At 43.1% G+C, this 16,671-nt stretch carries 14 protein-coding genes; 10 read left to right on the top strand and 4 right to left on the bottom strand.

Annotated features, from left to right (window positions below; all coding sequences use genetic code 11):
* Positions 1–154: 154 nt before the first annotated feature.
* Positions 155–481, top strand: a complete 327-nt coding sequence (gene ssb / locus J7649_RS05470) for a single-stranded DNA-binding protein (RefSeq protein WP_219309727.1) — start codon at positions 155–157, stop codon at positions 479–481.
* A 1,868-nt stretch (positions 482–2,349) separates the two neighbouring features.
* On the opposite strand, the gene J7649_RS05465 is transcribed toward ssb, so the two are convergent.
* Positions 2,350–2,946, bottom strand: coding sequence for a phosphatase PAP2 family protein (locus tag J7649_RS05465; protein WP_219309724.1), 597 nt, complete (start codon positions 2,944–2,946; stop codon positions 2,350–2,352).
* Between the two features lie 164 nt (positions 2,947–3,110).
* Complete coding sequence (locus J7649_RS05460) at positions 3,111–3,815, bottom strand: SIMPL domain-containing protein (protein ID WP_004646521.1); 705 nt, start codon at positions 3,813–3,815, stop codon at positions 3,111–3,113.
* 475 nt (positions 3,816–4,290) lie between these two features.
* On the opposite strand from J7649_RS05460, the gene J7649_RS05455 reads away from it, so the two are divergent.
* The 9 genes from J7649_RS05455 (at position 4,291) to J7649_RS05415 (ending at position 14,425) form a co-directional block, all read left to right on the top strand.
* Positions 4,291–5,664, top strand: a complete 1,374-nt coding sequence (locus J7649_RS05455) for a diaminobutyrate--2-oxoglutarate transaminase (RefSeq protein ID WP_005246815.1) — start codon at positions 4,291–4,293, stop codon at positions 5,662–5,664.
* A gap of 3 nt (positions 5,665–5,667) precedes the next feature.
* Positions 5,668–7,200, top strand: coding sequence for a pyridoxal phosphate-dependent decarboxylase family protein (locus tag J7649_RS05450; protein ID WP_005246814.1), 1,533 nt, complete (start codon positions 5,668–5,670; stop codon positions 7,198–7,200).
* Between the two features lie 435 nt (positions 7,201–7,635).
* Entirely contained in the window at positions 7,636–8,673 is a 1,038-nt protein-coding gene (locus tag J7649_RS05445) for a substrate-binding domain-containing protein (RefSeq protein WP_219309721.1), read from the top strand.
* Positions 8,674–8,777: 104 nt separating this feature from the next.
* Positions 8,778–10,157: a phosphate ABC transporter permease subunit PstC gene (gene pstC, locus J7649_RS05440; protein ID WP_219309720.1), complete on the top strand. Its 1,380-nt coding sequence runs from the start codon at positions 8,778–8,780 to the stop codon at positions 10,155–10,157.
* Positions 10,157–11,548 (top strand): phosphate ABC transporter permease PstA, encoded by a 1,392-nt coding sequence (gene pstA, locus J7649_RS05435; RefSeq protein WP_004279713.1) that lies wholly within the window; start codon positions 10,157–10,159, stop codon positions 11,546–11,548. Before pstC ends, pstA begins: the two co-directional genes overlap by 1 nt.
* 13 nt (positions 11,549–11,561) lie before the next feature.
* Positions 11,562–12,473 carry a phosphate ABC transporter ATP-binding protein PstB gene (gene pstB, locus J7649_RS05430; RefSeq protein WP_005246810.1) on the top strand — a complete coding sequence of 304 codons (912 nt, stop codon included), beginning with the start codon at positions 11,562–11,564 and terminating at the stop codon, positions 12,471–12,473.
* Positions 12,474–12,624: 151 nt separating this feature from the next.
* Complete coding sequence (sohB, locus tag J7649_RS05425; protein WP_004279717.1) at positions 12,625–13,587, top strand: protease SohB; 963 nt, start codon at positions 12,625–12,627, stop codon at positions 13,585–13,587.
* 109 nt (positions 13,588–13,696) lie between these two features.
* Complete coding sequence (locus tag J7649_RS05420; RefSeq protein ID WP_004279718.1) at positions 13,697–14,128, top strand: hypothetical protein; 432 nt, start codon at positions 13,697–13,699, stop codon at positions 14,126–14,128.
* A gap of 57 nt (positions 14,129–14,185) precedes the next feature.
* Positions 14,186–14,425 carry a hypothetical protein gene (locus tag J7649_RS05415; protein ID WP_114541507.1) on the top strand — a complete coding sequence of 80 codons (240 nt, stop codon included), beginning with the start codon at positions 14,186–14,188 and terminating at the stop codon, positions 14,423–14,425.
* A 73-nt stretch (positions 14,426–14,498) separates the two neighbouring features.
* Here the strand turns inward: J7649_RS05415 and J7649_RS05410 are convergent, their stop codons facing one another.
* Together J7649_RS05410 and purB are read right to left on the bottom strand one after the other, a co-directional pair.
* The gene (locus tag J7649_RS05410) at positions 14,499–15,140 is read right to left on the bottom strand and encodes a DUF2238 domain-containing protein (protein ID WP_219309719.1); all 642 of its coding nucleotides are present in this window, start codon (positions 15,138–15,140) and stop codon (positions 14,499–14,501) included.
* Positions 15,141–15,229: 89 nt separating this feature from the next.
* Positions 15,230–16,618 carry an adenylosuccinate lyase gene (purB, locus tag J7649_RS05405; RefSeq protein ID WP_219309718.1) on the bottom strand — a complete coding sequence of 463 codons (1,389 nt, stop codon included), beginning with the start codon at positions 16,616–16,618 and terminating at the stop codon, positions 15,230–15,232.
* Positions 16,619–16,671 lie beyond the last annotated feature (53 nt).

Raw genomic sequence — 16,671 nt, 5'->3', positions numbered from 1 at the left:
AAATGTTGCCCATGTTGCCCAAGTGAAAAAAAAGAGGCAACAGCCTGAAACGCTTTGATAGCAAGCATGTTGCCCATGTTGCCCATGTTGCCCATGTTGCCCATGTTGCCTATAGGAAATAGACATTCTGAGAAAATTAGAGAGATTTAAGACAATGGCAAATTTAAATAGAGTCACAGTTATGGGCGTTTTGGGTCGTGACCCTGAAACAAAGCAATTCTCCAACGGTGGCAGCGTTACCACATTCAGCGTTGCAACTTCCGAGCATTGGAAGGACAAGACCACTGGCGAACGTAAACAGGCTACAGAATGGCACAGAATCACCACTAACAACCGTTTAGCCGAGATTGCGAGTAAGTACCTCAAGAAAGGTGGGAAGGTGTATATCGAAGGCTCATTGCGTACAAGGAAGTGGAAAGACAGTAAAGGAGCGGATCGGGAAGTAACCGAGATTCGAGCTGATGAGCTGCAATTGCTTTAATCAAAGCTCCCTAAATATGGGGAGCTTTTTTATTGGCTGGATGGTCAAGATAACCATGCAGACCCATCCCTTTTTATGGACTCCGAAAATTCAAAACTAAGCCAATATGAACCGCTTAAAATTCTCTTTCATAGGGTTTGTTTCGCAAATCGCATAAATGAAATGATTACACCCCCTGTTTTGTCGTTCTACGTCGTACAAAATCCGTATCAGTACGTATCAGTAAATGGCCTTAAATCTTGCATGACAAGCCTTTTATATTTGTTTGACAAGGTACTGATAAAAGCACCTATAAAAATGCACTCAAAGCCAAGCTATGCAAAGGGTACGGCGGTTTAGTGTGGTTTTGGTTTTGTCATGCTACGTCAAGCAAGAAGTACCGTTTTGTCTAGGTACGTCTAGCTAAATCTTGACTGGATTCTAAATCTGACCAAGTATTTTCTTGTTTTACAGCACCACATGAAAAAAGACCATTAAAACTACACTCAAACATAGTCATATCAAGGTTTACGCCGTTTTTGAGGAATACCTATCTTGTATCACTACGTATCACAAATATCACGTTTTATAAGGTTCAATCAATCGAGTGGTGACGGCTAACCAGTGGGGGGACTTCATATCTTATGGATTGGCCCAAAACGGAGACCACTCCCAACCGCACCAGCAAAAAAAATCCTGTTTGAGTTAAAAGTTAAAATAAAGTTAAAGGTACTTACTATTGCTTACAGCTACGGCGTTCTAAATGTCAGGTTTTGTCAGGTTCTAACCTTCTCTAATCATGCCGTTATGATTTCAGGTTTTATCAGGTTTAAAGGTTAAGTTTAGATAAGTTTTGACCTTAGTATTTCTTAGCAATGACACGGTTTAAATGTCAGGTTTTGTGAGGTTTAGGCTAAGACTTGATGAAAGGTACATCATTTCCAAAACATGGCTATATCGAGCAATCAGGGCGGTTTTGTGCATATCCTGAATAACAAGTTTTGACAGGTTCAATCCTAAGTCCGAGCAGCAAGTGGAAAGTAGTATTTTGTAGTAGTCCAAACCATAACAATTGATAACAGGTGCAGCGTTTTGAATGTCAACAATTGTTAACAGGTACGCCGTTCTGAATCTCATGTTTTATCAGGTTTTGTATTTTTAAAACTGAAGTTTTCTGAAGTAGGACAGCGCAAAATTACGTTGTGTTTCGGAACAAAACGCGCGCGCGCGCGAGGGATGGGCGGAAATGTGGTTTTAAGGCTTAAAATCCCAATAGAATTACAGCGTGATTATTGGAGCGGTTCACTGCTACAAATGGCCTCAACATAGAATCACCCCCCACCATCTAAAATCCTCAACTTCGGCAATGCACACGCGACTGGATGCACGTATCTACAATCGAAAGTATTTTGTGATTTTTATAACTTGCTCACATTTGAAACGCGACCGAGCTACTTAATCAGCCACTTGGACGGCTAACTTAATTCAACATTTGAAATGCGGATTTAAAATCTAAAATTCTACTGACCAGCTCAAAGATGGTTAGTGAGTAACTGAGCTACTTAAAGTCACTCAGTCAATATGCTCAAAATATCGGGCTACCTGAGCCACTAAATAGAGGAGCAGCTTTAAATACTCTATTTCGCTCCATCAAAAAAGAGGAGGCGAACAAAATAATTTATTGTTCAAAATAGGGGGTACAGAACACGATTGGAGGTTAAATGGGAGGTTAAATATTTTTACCTTATAAAATATTATAATTAAAACAATAAGTTATTATCTTTATATATCGCAATCATATGGCGATTTACTAAATTATTCAGATTCAAGTTTAGAGATTCAAAAAGTCCCGCTTTCGAGCGGGATTTTTTATGACATTTTAATTATATTTATTTAATCCAGCCCATTCGAATTAAAGGCGAAAATAACCAATAATGAATACCCAAAATAAAGTTCATGATTTGATTCTCATATTTCCACCACAATGGTAATCCAGCTAAATTTACTGTTATTGCCATCAGAAACGCACCCAGCATATCAATCGGAAAATGCACACCGACATAAACACGCGACCACGCTACCAGCCAAGCTGTCCAGATTAGAATTCTTCCCAAGTCTCGCTGCGGTGAAAAATAATAGGCGAAGGCAATCCCACTAAAAATACTCATATGGTTGCTGGGAAAAGAACCAGTCGGTGCATGTTCAATCAGGGTGCGGCCAACATCTATCACAAACGGGCGTGGGGTATTAAGGATCGCAGACAATACTTCACTCATCAATAAGGTAATAGCTGTGAAGATGAAGGCTTTTATAATCCCTGTTTTTACTTGGTAACTACCACGGAACCAGGCAATAGAAAAAATCAGCAAAAAGAGATAAACCAGGTCATGCGCAATCAGGGAGGCATAGTTGATCATCCAGATTGAGGCTTGGTCGGGTACATTTAAGATATGAAACAGGTAAAGATTCAGTTGGTCAAGGGACATGAGCAGAGAGGACTGGAACAAATGTCCGTTACTCTAAACCGGTCAAACCTCAATTCCTACCTGAGTTTGTATGAATTTGTAGCCTCGCTTTTTAAAGAATATTCACATGATAAAAAACCACTCAAAAGAGTGGTTCTTAAAAGTGCGAATAATCTAATGAAGTCTTATTTAAACTGAATCGCCCCATTCGCGCTGACCGTCATTTGCGATTCACCCGCCGCAACTTCCTGCTCAGGAACCGCCATATCAGCCGATGCAGATTTCATCATGGCCATACGCGGTACTGGCTGTGGTGAATAATTGTTAGTATTCAGGTTTAAGTTCACCAGTTGATAACTCGGTTTGTTCCAGGTCTGGGTGAGTGCCTGTGCGCGTTGCTGGAAGTTTTTGGTGGCTTCAATCATCAGCTCGCTTTCAACTTTTTTACGCTTTTCATCTGATACTTTAAAGTTAATCGACTGGGTCTGGAAGTGCTGTTGTAATTCGGCAATCAGTTGAGACGTTGCTTTAAAATCTTTCGATTCCAGACGAATCTGGGCACGACCACGCCATTCTTTCAATTTACGGTTGTCATTGTCATAAATAGGATAAGTGCTTTGTGCGCCCGTCTCGATTTTCACAGTAGGATATTTGCGTGCTGTGGCGATCGCCTGATTCATCAACTGGTTAATTTGAGTGGCTAGTTCAGCCGGCTGTTTGTTGGATTTTTCAATATAAAGCACAGCATGCATTTCATCATTTGAGATTTCACGGCTAGCCTCTGCTGAAAGATTAACAACATTATAATTCAGAGATTCAGCAGGAGCTGCAAATGCGCCTGTGGCGAGGGTGCTGGCAAGGATCAAACTGGTAAGTGCTAAGAGACGCATGAAATTGTCCTGTTTTTCTTAAAATTGGCCATCTAAGCCGTTGTTAAAATATTAAATCTCAATTGTGATCTTTTTACGAAATATTTGTCGTAAGAGTGTTAAATTCTCTTTAATTTTATCTCATTATTTAATTTATATTTATTTTTAATAATTAAATACTTAATGAATAATTTTAAGATTGGTTACCTGAATGCCGCCTGCGCTACAAAAAACCATAAAAGAACACGCTTTTCTTTCTGCTATCACACTGTAAGATGATGATTTAGGGGATGGATTAGCATGATGTTTTTTTTCGATAAAGATTAGGACAAAATGTGACTGAAAGTTGTTTATTTTCCTGAAAAATTCGGTATCATCCGCCTCCTAGTTATTCGAATACAAAACTGCTAGCTAGAACCTTTATAAAGCGCCGAGTCAAAGGACCAAACGTCACCAGACTTATTTCTTTCACCCATATCAGAGATGGTAATTCGATATGAGCGTTACTTCTGTAAACCCTGCCACCAATTCCACAAACGAATACTACTTGACTCGCCAAAGTCAGATGGAATCGAATGTGCGTAGTTATCCACGTAAATTACCGTTAGCGATAGCGAAAGCACAAGGTTGCTGGGTTACCGATGTTGAAGGTACTGAGTACCTTGATTGTTTAGCTGGGGCAGGGACGTTGGCTTTAGGCCATAATCATCCTGCAGTCATTCAAAGTATCCAGGATACGATTGCAAGCGGTTTACCATTGCATACGCTGGATCTTACTACTCCTTTAAAAGATGCTTTTACTGAAGCACTTCTTTCTTATCTTCCAGGTGGCCAAGAAGAGTACTGCTTGCAGTTCTGTGGTCCATCCGGTGCAGATGCAACCGAAGCTGCGATTAAACTGGCGAAAACCTTTACCGGTCGTAGCTCAGTGATCAGCTTCTCTGGCGGCTACCACGGTATGACTCATGGTGCATTGGCAATGACAGGTAACCTGTCTGCGAAAAATGCAGTGAACGGCTTGATGCCGGGTGTACAGTTTATGCCGTATCCGCATGAATACCGTTGCCCATTGGGTCTTGGCGGTGAAGCGGGTGTTGATGCCCTGACTTACTACTTTGAAAACTTCATTGAAGATGTAGAAAGTGGTGTGACCAAACCTGCAGCTGTGATTCTTGAAGCGATTCAGGGTGAAGGTGGTGTGGTAACTGCACCAGTAAAATGGTTGCAAAAAATCCGTGAAGTGACTGAAAAACACAACATCGTGTTGATTCTTGATGAAGTTCAGGCTGGTTTCGCACGTTCAGGCAAAATGTTTGCATTCGAACACGCAGGTATCGAACCTGATGTTGTAGTGATGTCTAAAGCCGTAGGTGGTAGCTTGCCGCTTGCAGTCTTAGGTATTAAACGCAAGTTCGATGCATGGCAACCTGCTGGTCATACCGGTACTTTCCGTGGTAACCAATTGGCGATGGGTACAGGTCTTGCAACGATCAATACCATTAAAGAACAGAACCTGGCGCAAAATGCACAAGAGCGTGGTGATTTCCTGCAAGCTGAATTGAAAAAACTGGCTGCTGAATTCCCATGTATCGGTAACGTGCGTGGCCGTGGTCTGATGATCGGCGTTGAAATCGTAGATGAGCGCAAAGATGCGGATCATATGGGTTCTTTACCTGCTGATGGTCAATTGGCTGCAGCGATCCAAACTGCATGTTTCAACAATAAATTATTGCTTGAGAAAGGTGGTCGTAACGGTACAGTGATTCGTTTACTTTGCCCGTTGATCATTACTCAAGACGAATGTGTTGAAGTGATTGCTCGTTTCAAAAAATCGGTTGCTGAAGCACTAGTTGCAGTTCGAGGCGCATAATTCATGGTAGATTTCGCAGAACATCGTAAAGCGTTACTCTGCAATGATGCTGCATCCATTGCTGACTATCAGGCTGGCATGGACCAAGCGACCAAAGCGGTTGCGGCATGGTTGCAAAACGACAAAATGTACACGGGCGGCAGTATTAAAGAGCTGCGCAGTGCAATTGCATTTCATCCTTCAAAAGAAGGTTTGGGTGTAGAAAAATCTCTTGAGCGTATGGTTGAGCTATTCCTTAACAAGAGCTTAAAAGTGCATCATCCGCATTCACTTGCGCATCTTCACTGTCCAACGATGGTGACTAGCCAGATCGCGGAAGTGCTGATTAATGCAACCAACCAGTCAATGGACTCATGGGATCAAAGCCCGGCCGGTTCGTTGATGGAAGTTCAGCTGATTGACTGGTTACGTCAAAAAGTCGGCTATGGTGCGGGTCAGGCCGGTGTGTTCACTTCTGGTGGTACGCAGTCTAACTTGATGGGCGTATTGCTTGCGCGTGATGCTTGCATCGCGAAAAACTGGAAAGACGAAAATGGTAATCCGTGGTCGGTTCAGCGCGATGGTATTCCTGCGGATGCGATGCGTAATGTCAAAGTCATCTGTTCTGAAAATGCACATTTCTCTGTGCAAAAGAACATGGCGATGATGGGCATGGGCTTCCAGTCAGTGGTCACTGTTCCTGTGAATGAAAATGCACAGATGGACGTAGATGCACTGGAAAAAACCATGGCGCATCTTCAGTCTGAAGGCAAGATCGTGGCATGTGTGGTGGCAACAGCGGGTACAACGGATGCTGGTGCGATTGATCCATTGAAAGCAATTCGTGAAATCACCAATAAATATGGCGCGTGGATGCACATCGATGCGGCATGGGGTGGTGCACTGATTCTATCCAATGACTATCGTTCTATGCTGGACGGGATTGAGCTGTCGGATTCGATCACGCTTGATTTCCATAAGCATTATTTCCAGACCATTTCTTGTGGTGCGTTCTTGTTAAAAGATGAAGCGAACTACCGTTTCATGCATTATGAAGCTGAGTATCTGAACTCTGCCTATGATGAAGAACACGGCGTTCCGAATCTGGTGTCTAAGTCGCTACAAACCACGCGTCGTTTTGATGCTCTGAAATTGTGGATGACGGTGGAAGCACTGGGCGAAGAGCTTTATGGTTCGATGATCGATCATGGCGTGAAATTAACCCGTGATGTGGCAGACTACATTAAAGCGACTGATGGTCTGGAGCTTCTGCTTGAGCCTCAATTCGCATCTGTCTTGTTCCGTGTGGTTCCAGCGGGATATCCGGTTGAATTACTCGATACGCTCAATCAAAACGTAGCAGACGAACTGTTTGCGCGTGGTGAAGCGAACATTGGTGTGACGAAAGTCGGTCAGGTTCAGTCTCTGAAAATGACTACTTTAAGCCCGGTTGCAACGCTTGATAACGTGAAGAACTTGCTGGCATTAGTGCTTGCAGAAGCGGATCGTATCAAAGATTCAATCGCTGACGGTACTTATACGCCACCCATTGCATAAGTGATGGTGGTGTGAAAAAAAGGAGATCGAAATGATCTCCTTTTTTGTGCGCTTAAAAATAAAAAAAGGTCCTTTCCCAGATCGAAATTCCTCACAAAAACACGGAAGGTCTGAATCCCGTTTGGCCTGTTATTTATTTGTCATAGGCTTATGTAAAACTGGGGAGCAGGATTTATCCTGAGTTCAGGTTTATAAAAATTGTTACATGTCATTGGTCTAAAATTTTTTATTGAAGTGAATGACATAAAGAACTTAATCATTGAAATCCATAAAAATTTAATTAAGAAAAAGCCGCTAGATTAAAAATCACTAAATCGTAATAAAGCTGTAACTTATCTGTCATATTCTAAAATCAAAATGCAGGTATCGAAAGAAGTACAAAACTGAATAAAAAGTGGTGTACTCCAAATTTGCATAAATGAGAGAGATACTAGAATGCGCTTTACAAATATAGCTTTAGCTTTAGCATTAGCAGTAACCGGGGCAACTGCTGTAACGACTGCACACGCAGCACGTGACACCATTCAAATTGCAGGTTCTTCAACTGTACTTCCATATGCCAGTATCGTGGCAGAAGAATTCGGTAATACTTTTCCACAGTTTAAAACACCAGTTGTCGGTTCTGGCGGTTCTTCAGGTGGTTTAAAGCAGTTCTGTAATGGCGTGGGTGATAACACGATTGATATCGCAAACTCTTCTCGTCAAATCAAGAGTACAGAGCTGGCAGAATGTAAAAAGAATGGCGTTAACCAAGTCCTAGAAATCAAAATTGGTTATGACGGTATTGTGTTTGCATCGAATGCAAACAAAGCGGCTTATAAACTGCGTCCACAACATGTCTTCGCTGCACTTGCTGCACAACTTCCATCAAATGGAAAAATGGTCGCTAACCCGTACACGCGTTGGAACCAAATTGACAAAGCACTTCCGAATGAACCTATCACCCTGGTAATTCCTGCGTCGAATCATGGTACGCGCGAAGTCTTCCAGGAGAAAATGGTGGATGCAGGTTGTGAAACGTATGCTGCAATTAAGTCTCTAGACAAAGATGCTAAGAAAAAAGCTTGTACAACATTCCGTAAAGATGGCCGTGTGGTTGAGATTGCCGGTGACTATACCGAAACATTGGCACGTTTGAAGACTTCTCCAAGTGCTGTAGGTGTGTTTGGCCTAGGTTTCTATGACCAGAACCGTGACCGTCTACGTGTTGCTACGGTGAATAATGTAGCACCTTCTGAAAAGACCATCTTGAATGGTGCTTATCCGGTATCGCGCCCATTGTTCTTCTACGTAAAAGGTGAGCACTTGAAATCAATCAAGGGCTTACCGCAGTTCACAGAATATTTCCTGAACAAGAAAGTATCTGGCAAAGGCTCTAAGCTGGAAAAAGCAGGTCTGATTTCAATGTCTGATAAAGAACGTGCAGCAGTCCTGGCAAATTTCAAGGCTGGTAAAGCGGTTGTAGTGAAGTAATAAATGATTTTGAAAATGCTGGTGGTAGGGTCAACCTACCATCGGCTTTTTGCGATAAACAAGTTTTTTCAAACCATGAAAATTGAAAAAACAGTGGAGAATACATGAATCTGCTACTTATAGGTGTGTTATTGGCCATCATGGCCATAGCCTATCAAATCGGATTAAGTAAAAGCCGTAGCTTAGCAGGTAAGGGAAGCAATTCTGCAAACTTACACTCGCGTCCCGGATATTATGGTGCCCTGGTTGCACTATGGTGTGGTATCCCTGCGTTTTTAATTTTGATTGTTTGGAATATGGTGGAACCCACTTTTCTGGAGCAGGTGGTACTCAACCATTTACCAGAAAATGTTTCGGCCAGTCTGGATCCGGCAAGTTTGAGCGTTGTCATCGATCGCGTTCAGGCACTTGCCTCAGGTTTCGGGGTTAGTGATACACCTGCAGCCTATGAAGTTGCAGCCGCAGAGCAGTTGGCTAAATTCTCGACCATTGGTACGTTTGCCAAATTGGCAGTGGTGATTTCGGCTGCATTAGCCGGTCTGGTCTGGGCCAAGAAACATATTAGCCAGGAATTCCGTGCGCGTAACCAGGTCGAGAAAATGATGAATATCGGCCTGGCATTGTGTTCAGGTGTGGCGATTCTGACTACTCTCGGAATTGTGATGTCGATGTTTGGCGAGGCGATGCGTTTCTTCAGCTTCGTCAGTCCACTGGATTTCTTTTTTGGTACCGAATGGAACCCAGGGTTTAGCACCTCTGGCAGTGCTGAAGGCAGTTATGGTTTATTGCCACTGCTCTGGGGCACGCTCATGGTCAGCGGGATCGCACTTCTAGTTGCAGTTCCGGTTGGTCTGATGATTGCGATCTATCTGGCAGAATATGCTTCACCGCGATTCCGCTCTTGGGCAAAACCCACGATTGAAGTGCTGGCGGGTATTCCTACGATTGTCTATGGTGTTTTTGCCTTGATGATCATCGGTCCATTCCTTAAAAGCATGGGTGCTCTGGTCGGACTCGAAATTAATGCGACCAGTGCGCTAACTGCCGGTCTGGTCATGGGTATCATGATCATTCCATTTGTATCTTCTCTGTCAGACGACATCATCACTCAGGTGCCGCGTGCCTTACGTGATGGTTCTTTGGGCTTGGGCGCGACCAAATCTGAAACGATCCGTCAGGTGGTTTTACCCGCGGCTCTACCGGGTATTATCGGTGCGTTCCTGTTGGCGGCGTCACGTGCAATTGGTGAAACCATGATCGTGGTTCTTGCAGCCGGGAACAGCCCGCAGTTGCATGCCAATCCGCTTGAAGCAGTATCCACGGTCACGATTACCATCGTGAATCAGCTAACTGGCGATACTGATTTTGCTAGTCCACAAGCACTGGTGGCCTTTGCACTAGGACTGACGCTATTCGTCATTACCTTAGGTTTGAACATTGTTGCACTGATCATCGTGCGTAAATATCGTGAGCAATACGACTAATGAGTACTTCAAATACAACGCCTGTGGATCAGCGTATTGATCCATCCATCGCCGCCGAGCTGCGTGAAAAGCGTAAGAAGACCATTCAAAGCTCTTTGGCACGACGTCATCGTAAAGAAAAAACCTTTCGTTTATTTGGTTTCTCTGCAGTACTGGCAGGTCTATTCTTTGTGGTATTGCTGTTCGGGAGTATTTTATCCAAAGGTTTGCCTGCATTCTGGCAAAGCAGCATGAGTTTGCCGATTCATTTCGATCCAGCCATTGTGGATATTGGTCCAAAACCGAAGCCAGCTGCAGGAGAATCTCCAGCGCAGTTTGAAGATCGCTTTATCGCGTGGCAGACCGAAGTCGGAATGGTGGATTGGGATGCGCTGATTATCAATGGCATGATTGCCAAAGACAGCAAGCTGGAAAGCCAGCGTGATGAACTGGGTTCTTTATATACCAGTTCTGAGGCGTACCGCTTGCGAGACATGGTCATGAATGATCCAAGTCTGGTCGGTCAAAGCAAGGAAGTGAAAATTCTAGCGGATGCCAATGTCGATGTCTGGCTGGCAGGAAATATTGACCGTGATCTTCCAGATGAACAGCAGCAGCTCAGTCCTGAAGTACGTCAGGTGGCGGACGAGATGAAAGCCTCTGGTGTGATTGAAAATAGTTTCAATACCAATATTTTCACCAGTCCTGACTCACGCAGCTCACCGGCAACTTCAGGCTTGGCAGGTGCCTTCATGGGCTCACTGTTCATGATGATGATCGTGATCTTTATCTCGATTCCAATCGGGGTGGCCTCTGCGATCTATCTGGAAGAGTTTGCACCGAAAAACTGGATTACCGATGTGGTCGAAGTCAATATCAACAACCTGGCAGCCGTTCCCTCAATTGTCTTCGGTCTATTGGGTGCAGCGATCTTCATTGGCTGGATGCATTTGCCACTGTCAGCACCATTGGTGGGTGGTCTGGTGCTGAGTCTGATGACCTTACCGACTGTGATCATCACCACACGCGCATCACTTAAAGCGGTTCCACCTTCGATTCGTCAGGCAGCTTTAGGACTCGGTGCTTCCCGCATCCAGACAGTATTTCATCACGTCTTGCCTTTGGCTTTACCGGGTATTTTGACAGGCGCAATTATCGGGGTTGCACAAGCTTTGGGTGAAACCGCACCATTGTTATTAATCGGGATGAGTGCTTTTGTTGCCAGCGTTCCAGCCACTCCATTTGATCAGTCAACGGCTTTACCGGTGCAGATTTTCTTATGGCAAGGCAATGAATTGCGTAACTTCTTTGAAGGGCGTACTGCAGCAGCAATTATTGTACTTCTGGCCATGATGATCAGCTTAAACAGTCTGGCCATCTGGTTACGTAAGAAATTTGAAGTCCGTTGGTAATAGGGGCAGAATCATGAACACAACTGTTATTCAAAATTCCTTAAAAAAGGATCAAATCGTGAATCCACAACAGACACAATTCACCTCGGATGAGGCAACTCAAAAGCCAGCAACTCCGTTTGTTTCCCAGTTCGATACGCAAAGCAGCAAAAAAGATGCGAAGTCGACGAATGTGAAACTTAGTACTTCTGATGTGCATGTGTACTATGGTGAAGCGGAAGCGATTAAAGGCATTGACCTGAACATTTATGAAAATGAAGTGATTGCTTTTATTGGGCCATCAGGCTGTGGTAAATCGACTTTTCTGCGTACCTTAAACCGCATGAACGATACCATTGATAGCTGCCGTGTAACCGGTAAAGTGATGCTGGACAATCAGGATATTTATGATCCAAACCTGGATGTGGTCTTGCTACGTGCACAGGTTGGTATGGTTTTCCAGAAGCCAAACCCATTTCCGAAATCAATCTTCGATAATGTCTCCTATGGCCCAAAACTGCATGGTTTGGCGCGTGACAAGTACGATCTTGAAGAAATTGTCGAAGGCAGCTTGCGTAAAGCCGGTCTGTGGGAAGAAGTGAAAGATCGTTTGAATCAACCGGGAACAGGTTTGTCAGGTGGTCAGCAGCAACGTCTGTGTATCGCGCGTACGATCGCAGTCAGTCCAGAAGTAATTTTGATGGATGAACCGTGTTCGGCACTCGATCCCATTGCAACCGCCAAAGTGGAAGAGCTGATTTCTGAGCTATCTACGCAATATACCATCGCGATCGTAACTCACTCCATGCAACAGGCAGCACGTGTATCGGATCGTACTGCGTATTTCCATTTGGGTGATCTGATAGAAGTCAACTCGACTGAAAAAGTCTTTACCCAGCCGGATCATCAGTTGACTGAAGCCTATATTACAGGGCGTTTCGGTTAATCCGATCTCTAGAATAAGAGCCGTAAGGCTCTTTTTTTATAGGTGAAATAGATGGTGATAATCGTAATAATTCTCGAAATAAAGTTGAAAAAAACCGAAATTGACCTAATCTAAAGGAATAAATCCGAATTAAATAGAGAATAGATTTTTTATGTTATTTCATACTCCGAAACTGTCCGCTGAAATCCGTATTAGTCATCTCAATGCGCGTATCAATGAACAACGAAAAAAAATAGCGCAAACTACTGGCTCTAAACTGGAACTTTTACAGTTATCGCAACAACTGTCAAAAGAAGCGCGTGCACGTAAGAAAACCAATCAAAAAATCTATGTGCTCGATTTTAAAGGTGATATGGCTGCTTCTGCGGTAGAAGGCTTACGTGAAGAAATCACTCTGATTCTGGCCACAGCCAAAGCAGGTCGTGACCGCGTTGTAGTGCGTCTGGAAAGTCCGGGCGGCATGGTCCATGGTTATGGACTTGCAGCAGCTCAACTGGTACGTTTACGCGAGGCAGGTTTTCATCTGACCATCTGTGTCGATAAAGTAGCCGCTAGTGGCGGTTATATGATGGCGTGTATTGCCAATGAGATTATTTCTGCACCATTCGCGATTGTCGGTTCAATTGGTGTGGTTGCTCAAGTCCCCAACTTTAACCGCCTACTGAAAGACAATAAAATCGACTTTGAACTCTATACCGCTGGACAGTACAAACGTACCGTGACTATGTTTGGTGAAAATACCGAAGAGGGTAAGGCTAAGTTTGAAGAAGAACTACAGCAAACCCATGCTTTATTCAAACATTTCGTTGAGAAGTATCGCCCGCAGCTGAATATTGAAAAAGTGGCCACTGGTGAGCATTGGTATGGTCGGGATGCGCTGGATCTAAATCTGGTGGATAAACTGCAAACCTCAGATGAATACCTGCTCAACTTGTTGACCCAACATGATATCTATTCCATCCAGACCCGCAAGAAACCAACTTTGGGTGAAAAACTCGGCCTGCAAGCAGCGCAAATTGCTGATTCACTGATACCCACTGTCATGAATAACGTTATGGAAAGCTTAAGTAAAGCAAACGCAAATCTGGTGCAAATACGTGATCCAAAACTTTAATCCAATTGATCTTGAATGAATTTTAAAGCTCACTTCGGTGGGCTTTTTTATTTTTTGAAATCATATTGTTGTGATATAAGTGGAGTACTCTGATTGAGTCTAGGCTCATATGCTCACGTTTATTTTGTTGCTTGGGTTTTTTAGTATCGTATTTATTCCGATGTTATGTATGCTTTATTCTGAAGCAAAATTAACTCAGGATAATTCTAAGAAGGTTTTGTTTTGGCTGAGTTTTCTACCCGGCGTTTGTATCTTTCTGCTGTATAGCTTTCTAAAGCCCAATGATCCACCTGTTATTCCATCGAAGGAATGTGGTGTTGTGCAGTTTTATCAGATGCATAAAGTTCGAGGTGGTAATGAATTTGAACGTGTGAGTATTCGCTTTGATGGCGCTCAATATAGTCGGCATTTATTCTTCGATAAGCATCTGGATAAAATTCCTCAAGGCCAAAAGGCCTGCTTTGAATATCTAGATAAGTTCAAATATCCACATTTGTCAGAATCTAAGTTTGTTCAATGGATTGAACCGAATGAAATGTAAACCATCATTGAAACTAATCAGATAAAATAAAGCATATTTTATTGTTAGAGCAGAAACATGGCTATAGCTGAAGCATTTCTTGCGACGCAAAATTGTTATTTTAATTATGAATTTGAAGAACTCTATTTAGAGGATGATTTTCCTGAGGAGTTATCTGTGTCACTGCGTGGCATGATGTTCCGTCATGAGATTCAATATCCTGATGCAACCTATTTCATTTATTACAATGAGATGTTAGCGGGTAATGAACTGCAAAAAATGAAAGATGATTGGATGCGATATTGCCCACATTCATAATTGAAAAATATGAATGTAATTAAATGCGTGATCCAAAACTTTAATTCAGCTATTAGATTGTGATTTTAAAAGCTCACTTCGATGAGCTTTTTTGATTTTTCGGTATCAATTGCAGCCCGCCTGTTATCGCCGCGCCAATCGTAGCAAGCAAGATGTCTTTGTGTGCATCCCACATGTCACCTTGTTGTCCATTATAGTTTTCAGCTTCCTCGGGAGATAAACCAATGGCAATCAGCCATTCCAGCCACTCATAGATCATACTGCTGGCCACCACGAACTGAATCACCAGCAGGAAAATGACCACAGGTTTTTGCTGTGGCAACCAGACCTGAAACAGGCGATGGAAAATTGGATAAAGTAATAATCCGTAGGCCAGATGGACAAATCGGTCGAACATATTACGTGACCAGTGCATCGCTTCATTCAGATTAAAGCCAAAAATCTGTTCAATCCACTGGTTATAAGGCACATAAGAATATAGATAGTGTGCAGCAATCACATGAACAATCAGAAAAAGAATATATAAATTAAAACTTAAAAAATTCAGGCCGATTTTATACAGGCAGATGAGCAGCATGATGGTCATGAAAACTGTGCCTGCCTGATGCAAAAGATAAGCTTCCAGTTCTAAAGGACGAATACTGGCAAGCAAAATCGCCAGAATTAAAATGCTCAGGCTTGTGTAATGTTTGGCGGAAAGTCGATGATCAATCATGTCGTTATTATAAAATATCTTTTTTAGAATAAAACACATTATAAATAAAAAGGCGAAGCCTGAGCTTCGCCTTTTCGTCTTATTGCAAATTAGATTTTTGCAATCAGCGCAGCTACTTGTTTGGCCTGGTCAGCAGCATTACCTGTATATGATGCAGGTGTCATTTCCGCTAAACGCGCACGGTCAGCAGCAGGAACAGCTTCTAACTCGTTGCCGTTTACGAAATCAACCATCATGTCGCGAGTCATGGCTTGACCACGAGTCAGGGCTTTTAGTTTTTCGTATGGTTTTTCAACGTTGTAACGACGCATTACAGTTTGAATAGGCTCAGCCAATACTTCTTGCGCATTGTCTAAATCTTCATTGATACGCGCAGCATTCAACTCAAGTTTACCAATACCTTTAGAGCAAGCTTCAAAAGCAATTAAGCTTTGCGCAAAACCAACACCCATGTTACGAAGCACAGTAGAGTCAGTCAGGTCACGCTGCCAACGAGAAATTGGCAGTTTTTCACCAAGGTGTGCAAGTACAGCATTTGCAATACCCAAGTTGCCTTCAGAGTTTTCGAAGTCAATCGGGTTAACTTTGTGCGGCATGGTTGAAGAACCGACTTCGCCTTCTTTCAGTTTTTGCTTGAAGAAACCAAGAGAGATATAGCCCCAAACATCACGGTTAAAATCGATCAGAATAGTGTTGAAACGACGCAGCGCATCAAACAATTCAGCCATATAATCGTGTGGCTCGATTTGAGTGGTGTACGGGTTGAAGTCTAGACCCAGAGACTCTACAAATGCTCGTGAATGCGCAGGCCAGTTGATGTCTGGGTAAGCAGAGTAGTGCGCATTGTAGTTACCGACTGCACCATTGATTTTGCCTAGTAGCTCAACATTTTTGAACTGTTTGATTTGACGTGCAAGACGGTAAGCCACGTTCGCCATTTCTTTACCCAAAGTCGTCGGGCTTGCAGTTTGACCATGAGTACGAGACAACATTGGCTGGTCTGCATGCTTTTCAGAAAGCGCAACGATTGAATCAATGATTTGCTGCATAGATGCAACTAGTACATCACGACCGCTTTTCAGCATCAAGGCATGTGACAGATTGTTAATATCTTCAGACGTACATGCAAAGTGAATGAATTCACCGGCATTTTTAAGTTCTTCGATACCAGCGATTTTTTCTTTCAGGAAATACTCAACCGCTTTAACGTCGTGGTTAGTGGTGCGTTCGATCTCTTTGATGCGATTGGCATCATCTTCAGAAAAATCGCTCACAATCGCATCAAGCGCTGCATTAGTTTCGCCTGAAAACGCCGGTACTTCAGTAATTTCCGGGTGGTTTGCAAGCGCTTGTAACCAACGCACTTCAACAGTCACACGAGCATGGATTAAACCAAACTCAGAAAGAAAGGGACGTAGAGCATCACATTTGCTCGCGTAACGTCCATCTAATGGAGAAAGTGCAGTTAAAGCGTTCATATCGATTCCTTAGATTTTGGAATTAAACGTAAAACAAAACACGTGCAGCATCA

Source organism: Acinetobacter lwoffii (assembly GCF_019343495.1).
GTDB classification, from domain to species: Bacteria; Pseudomonadota; Gammaproteobacteria; order Pseudomonadales; family Moraxellaceae; genus Acinetobacter; species Acinetobacter lwoffii_P.
This window is presented reverse-complemented; position numbering and strand designations above follow the sequence as displayed.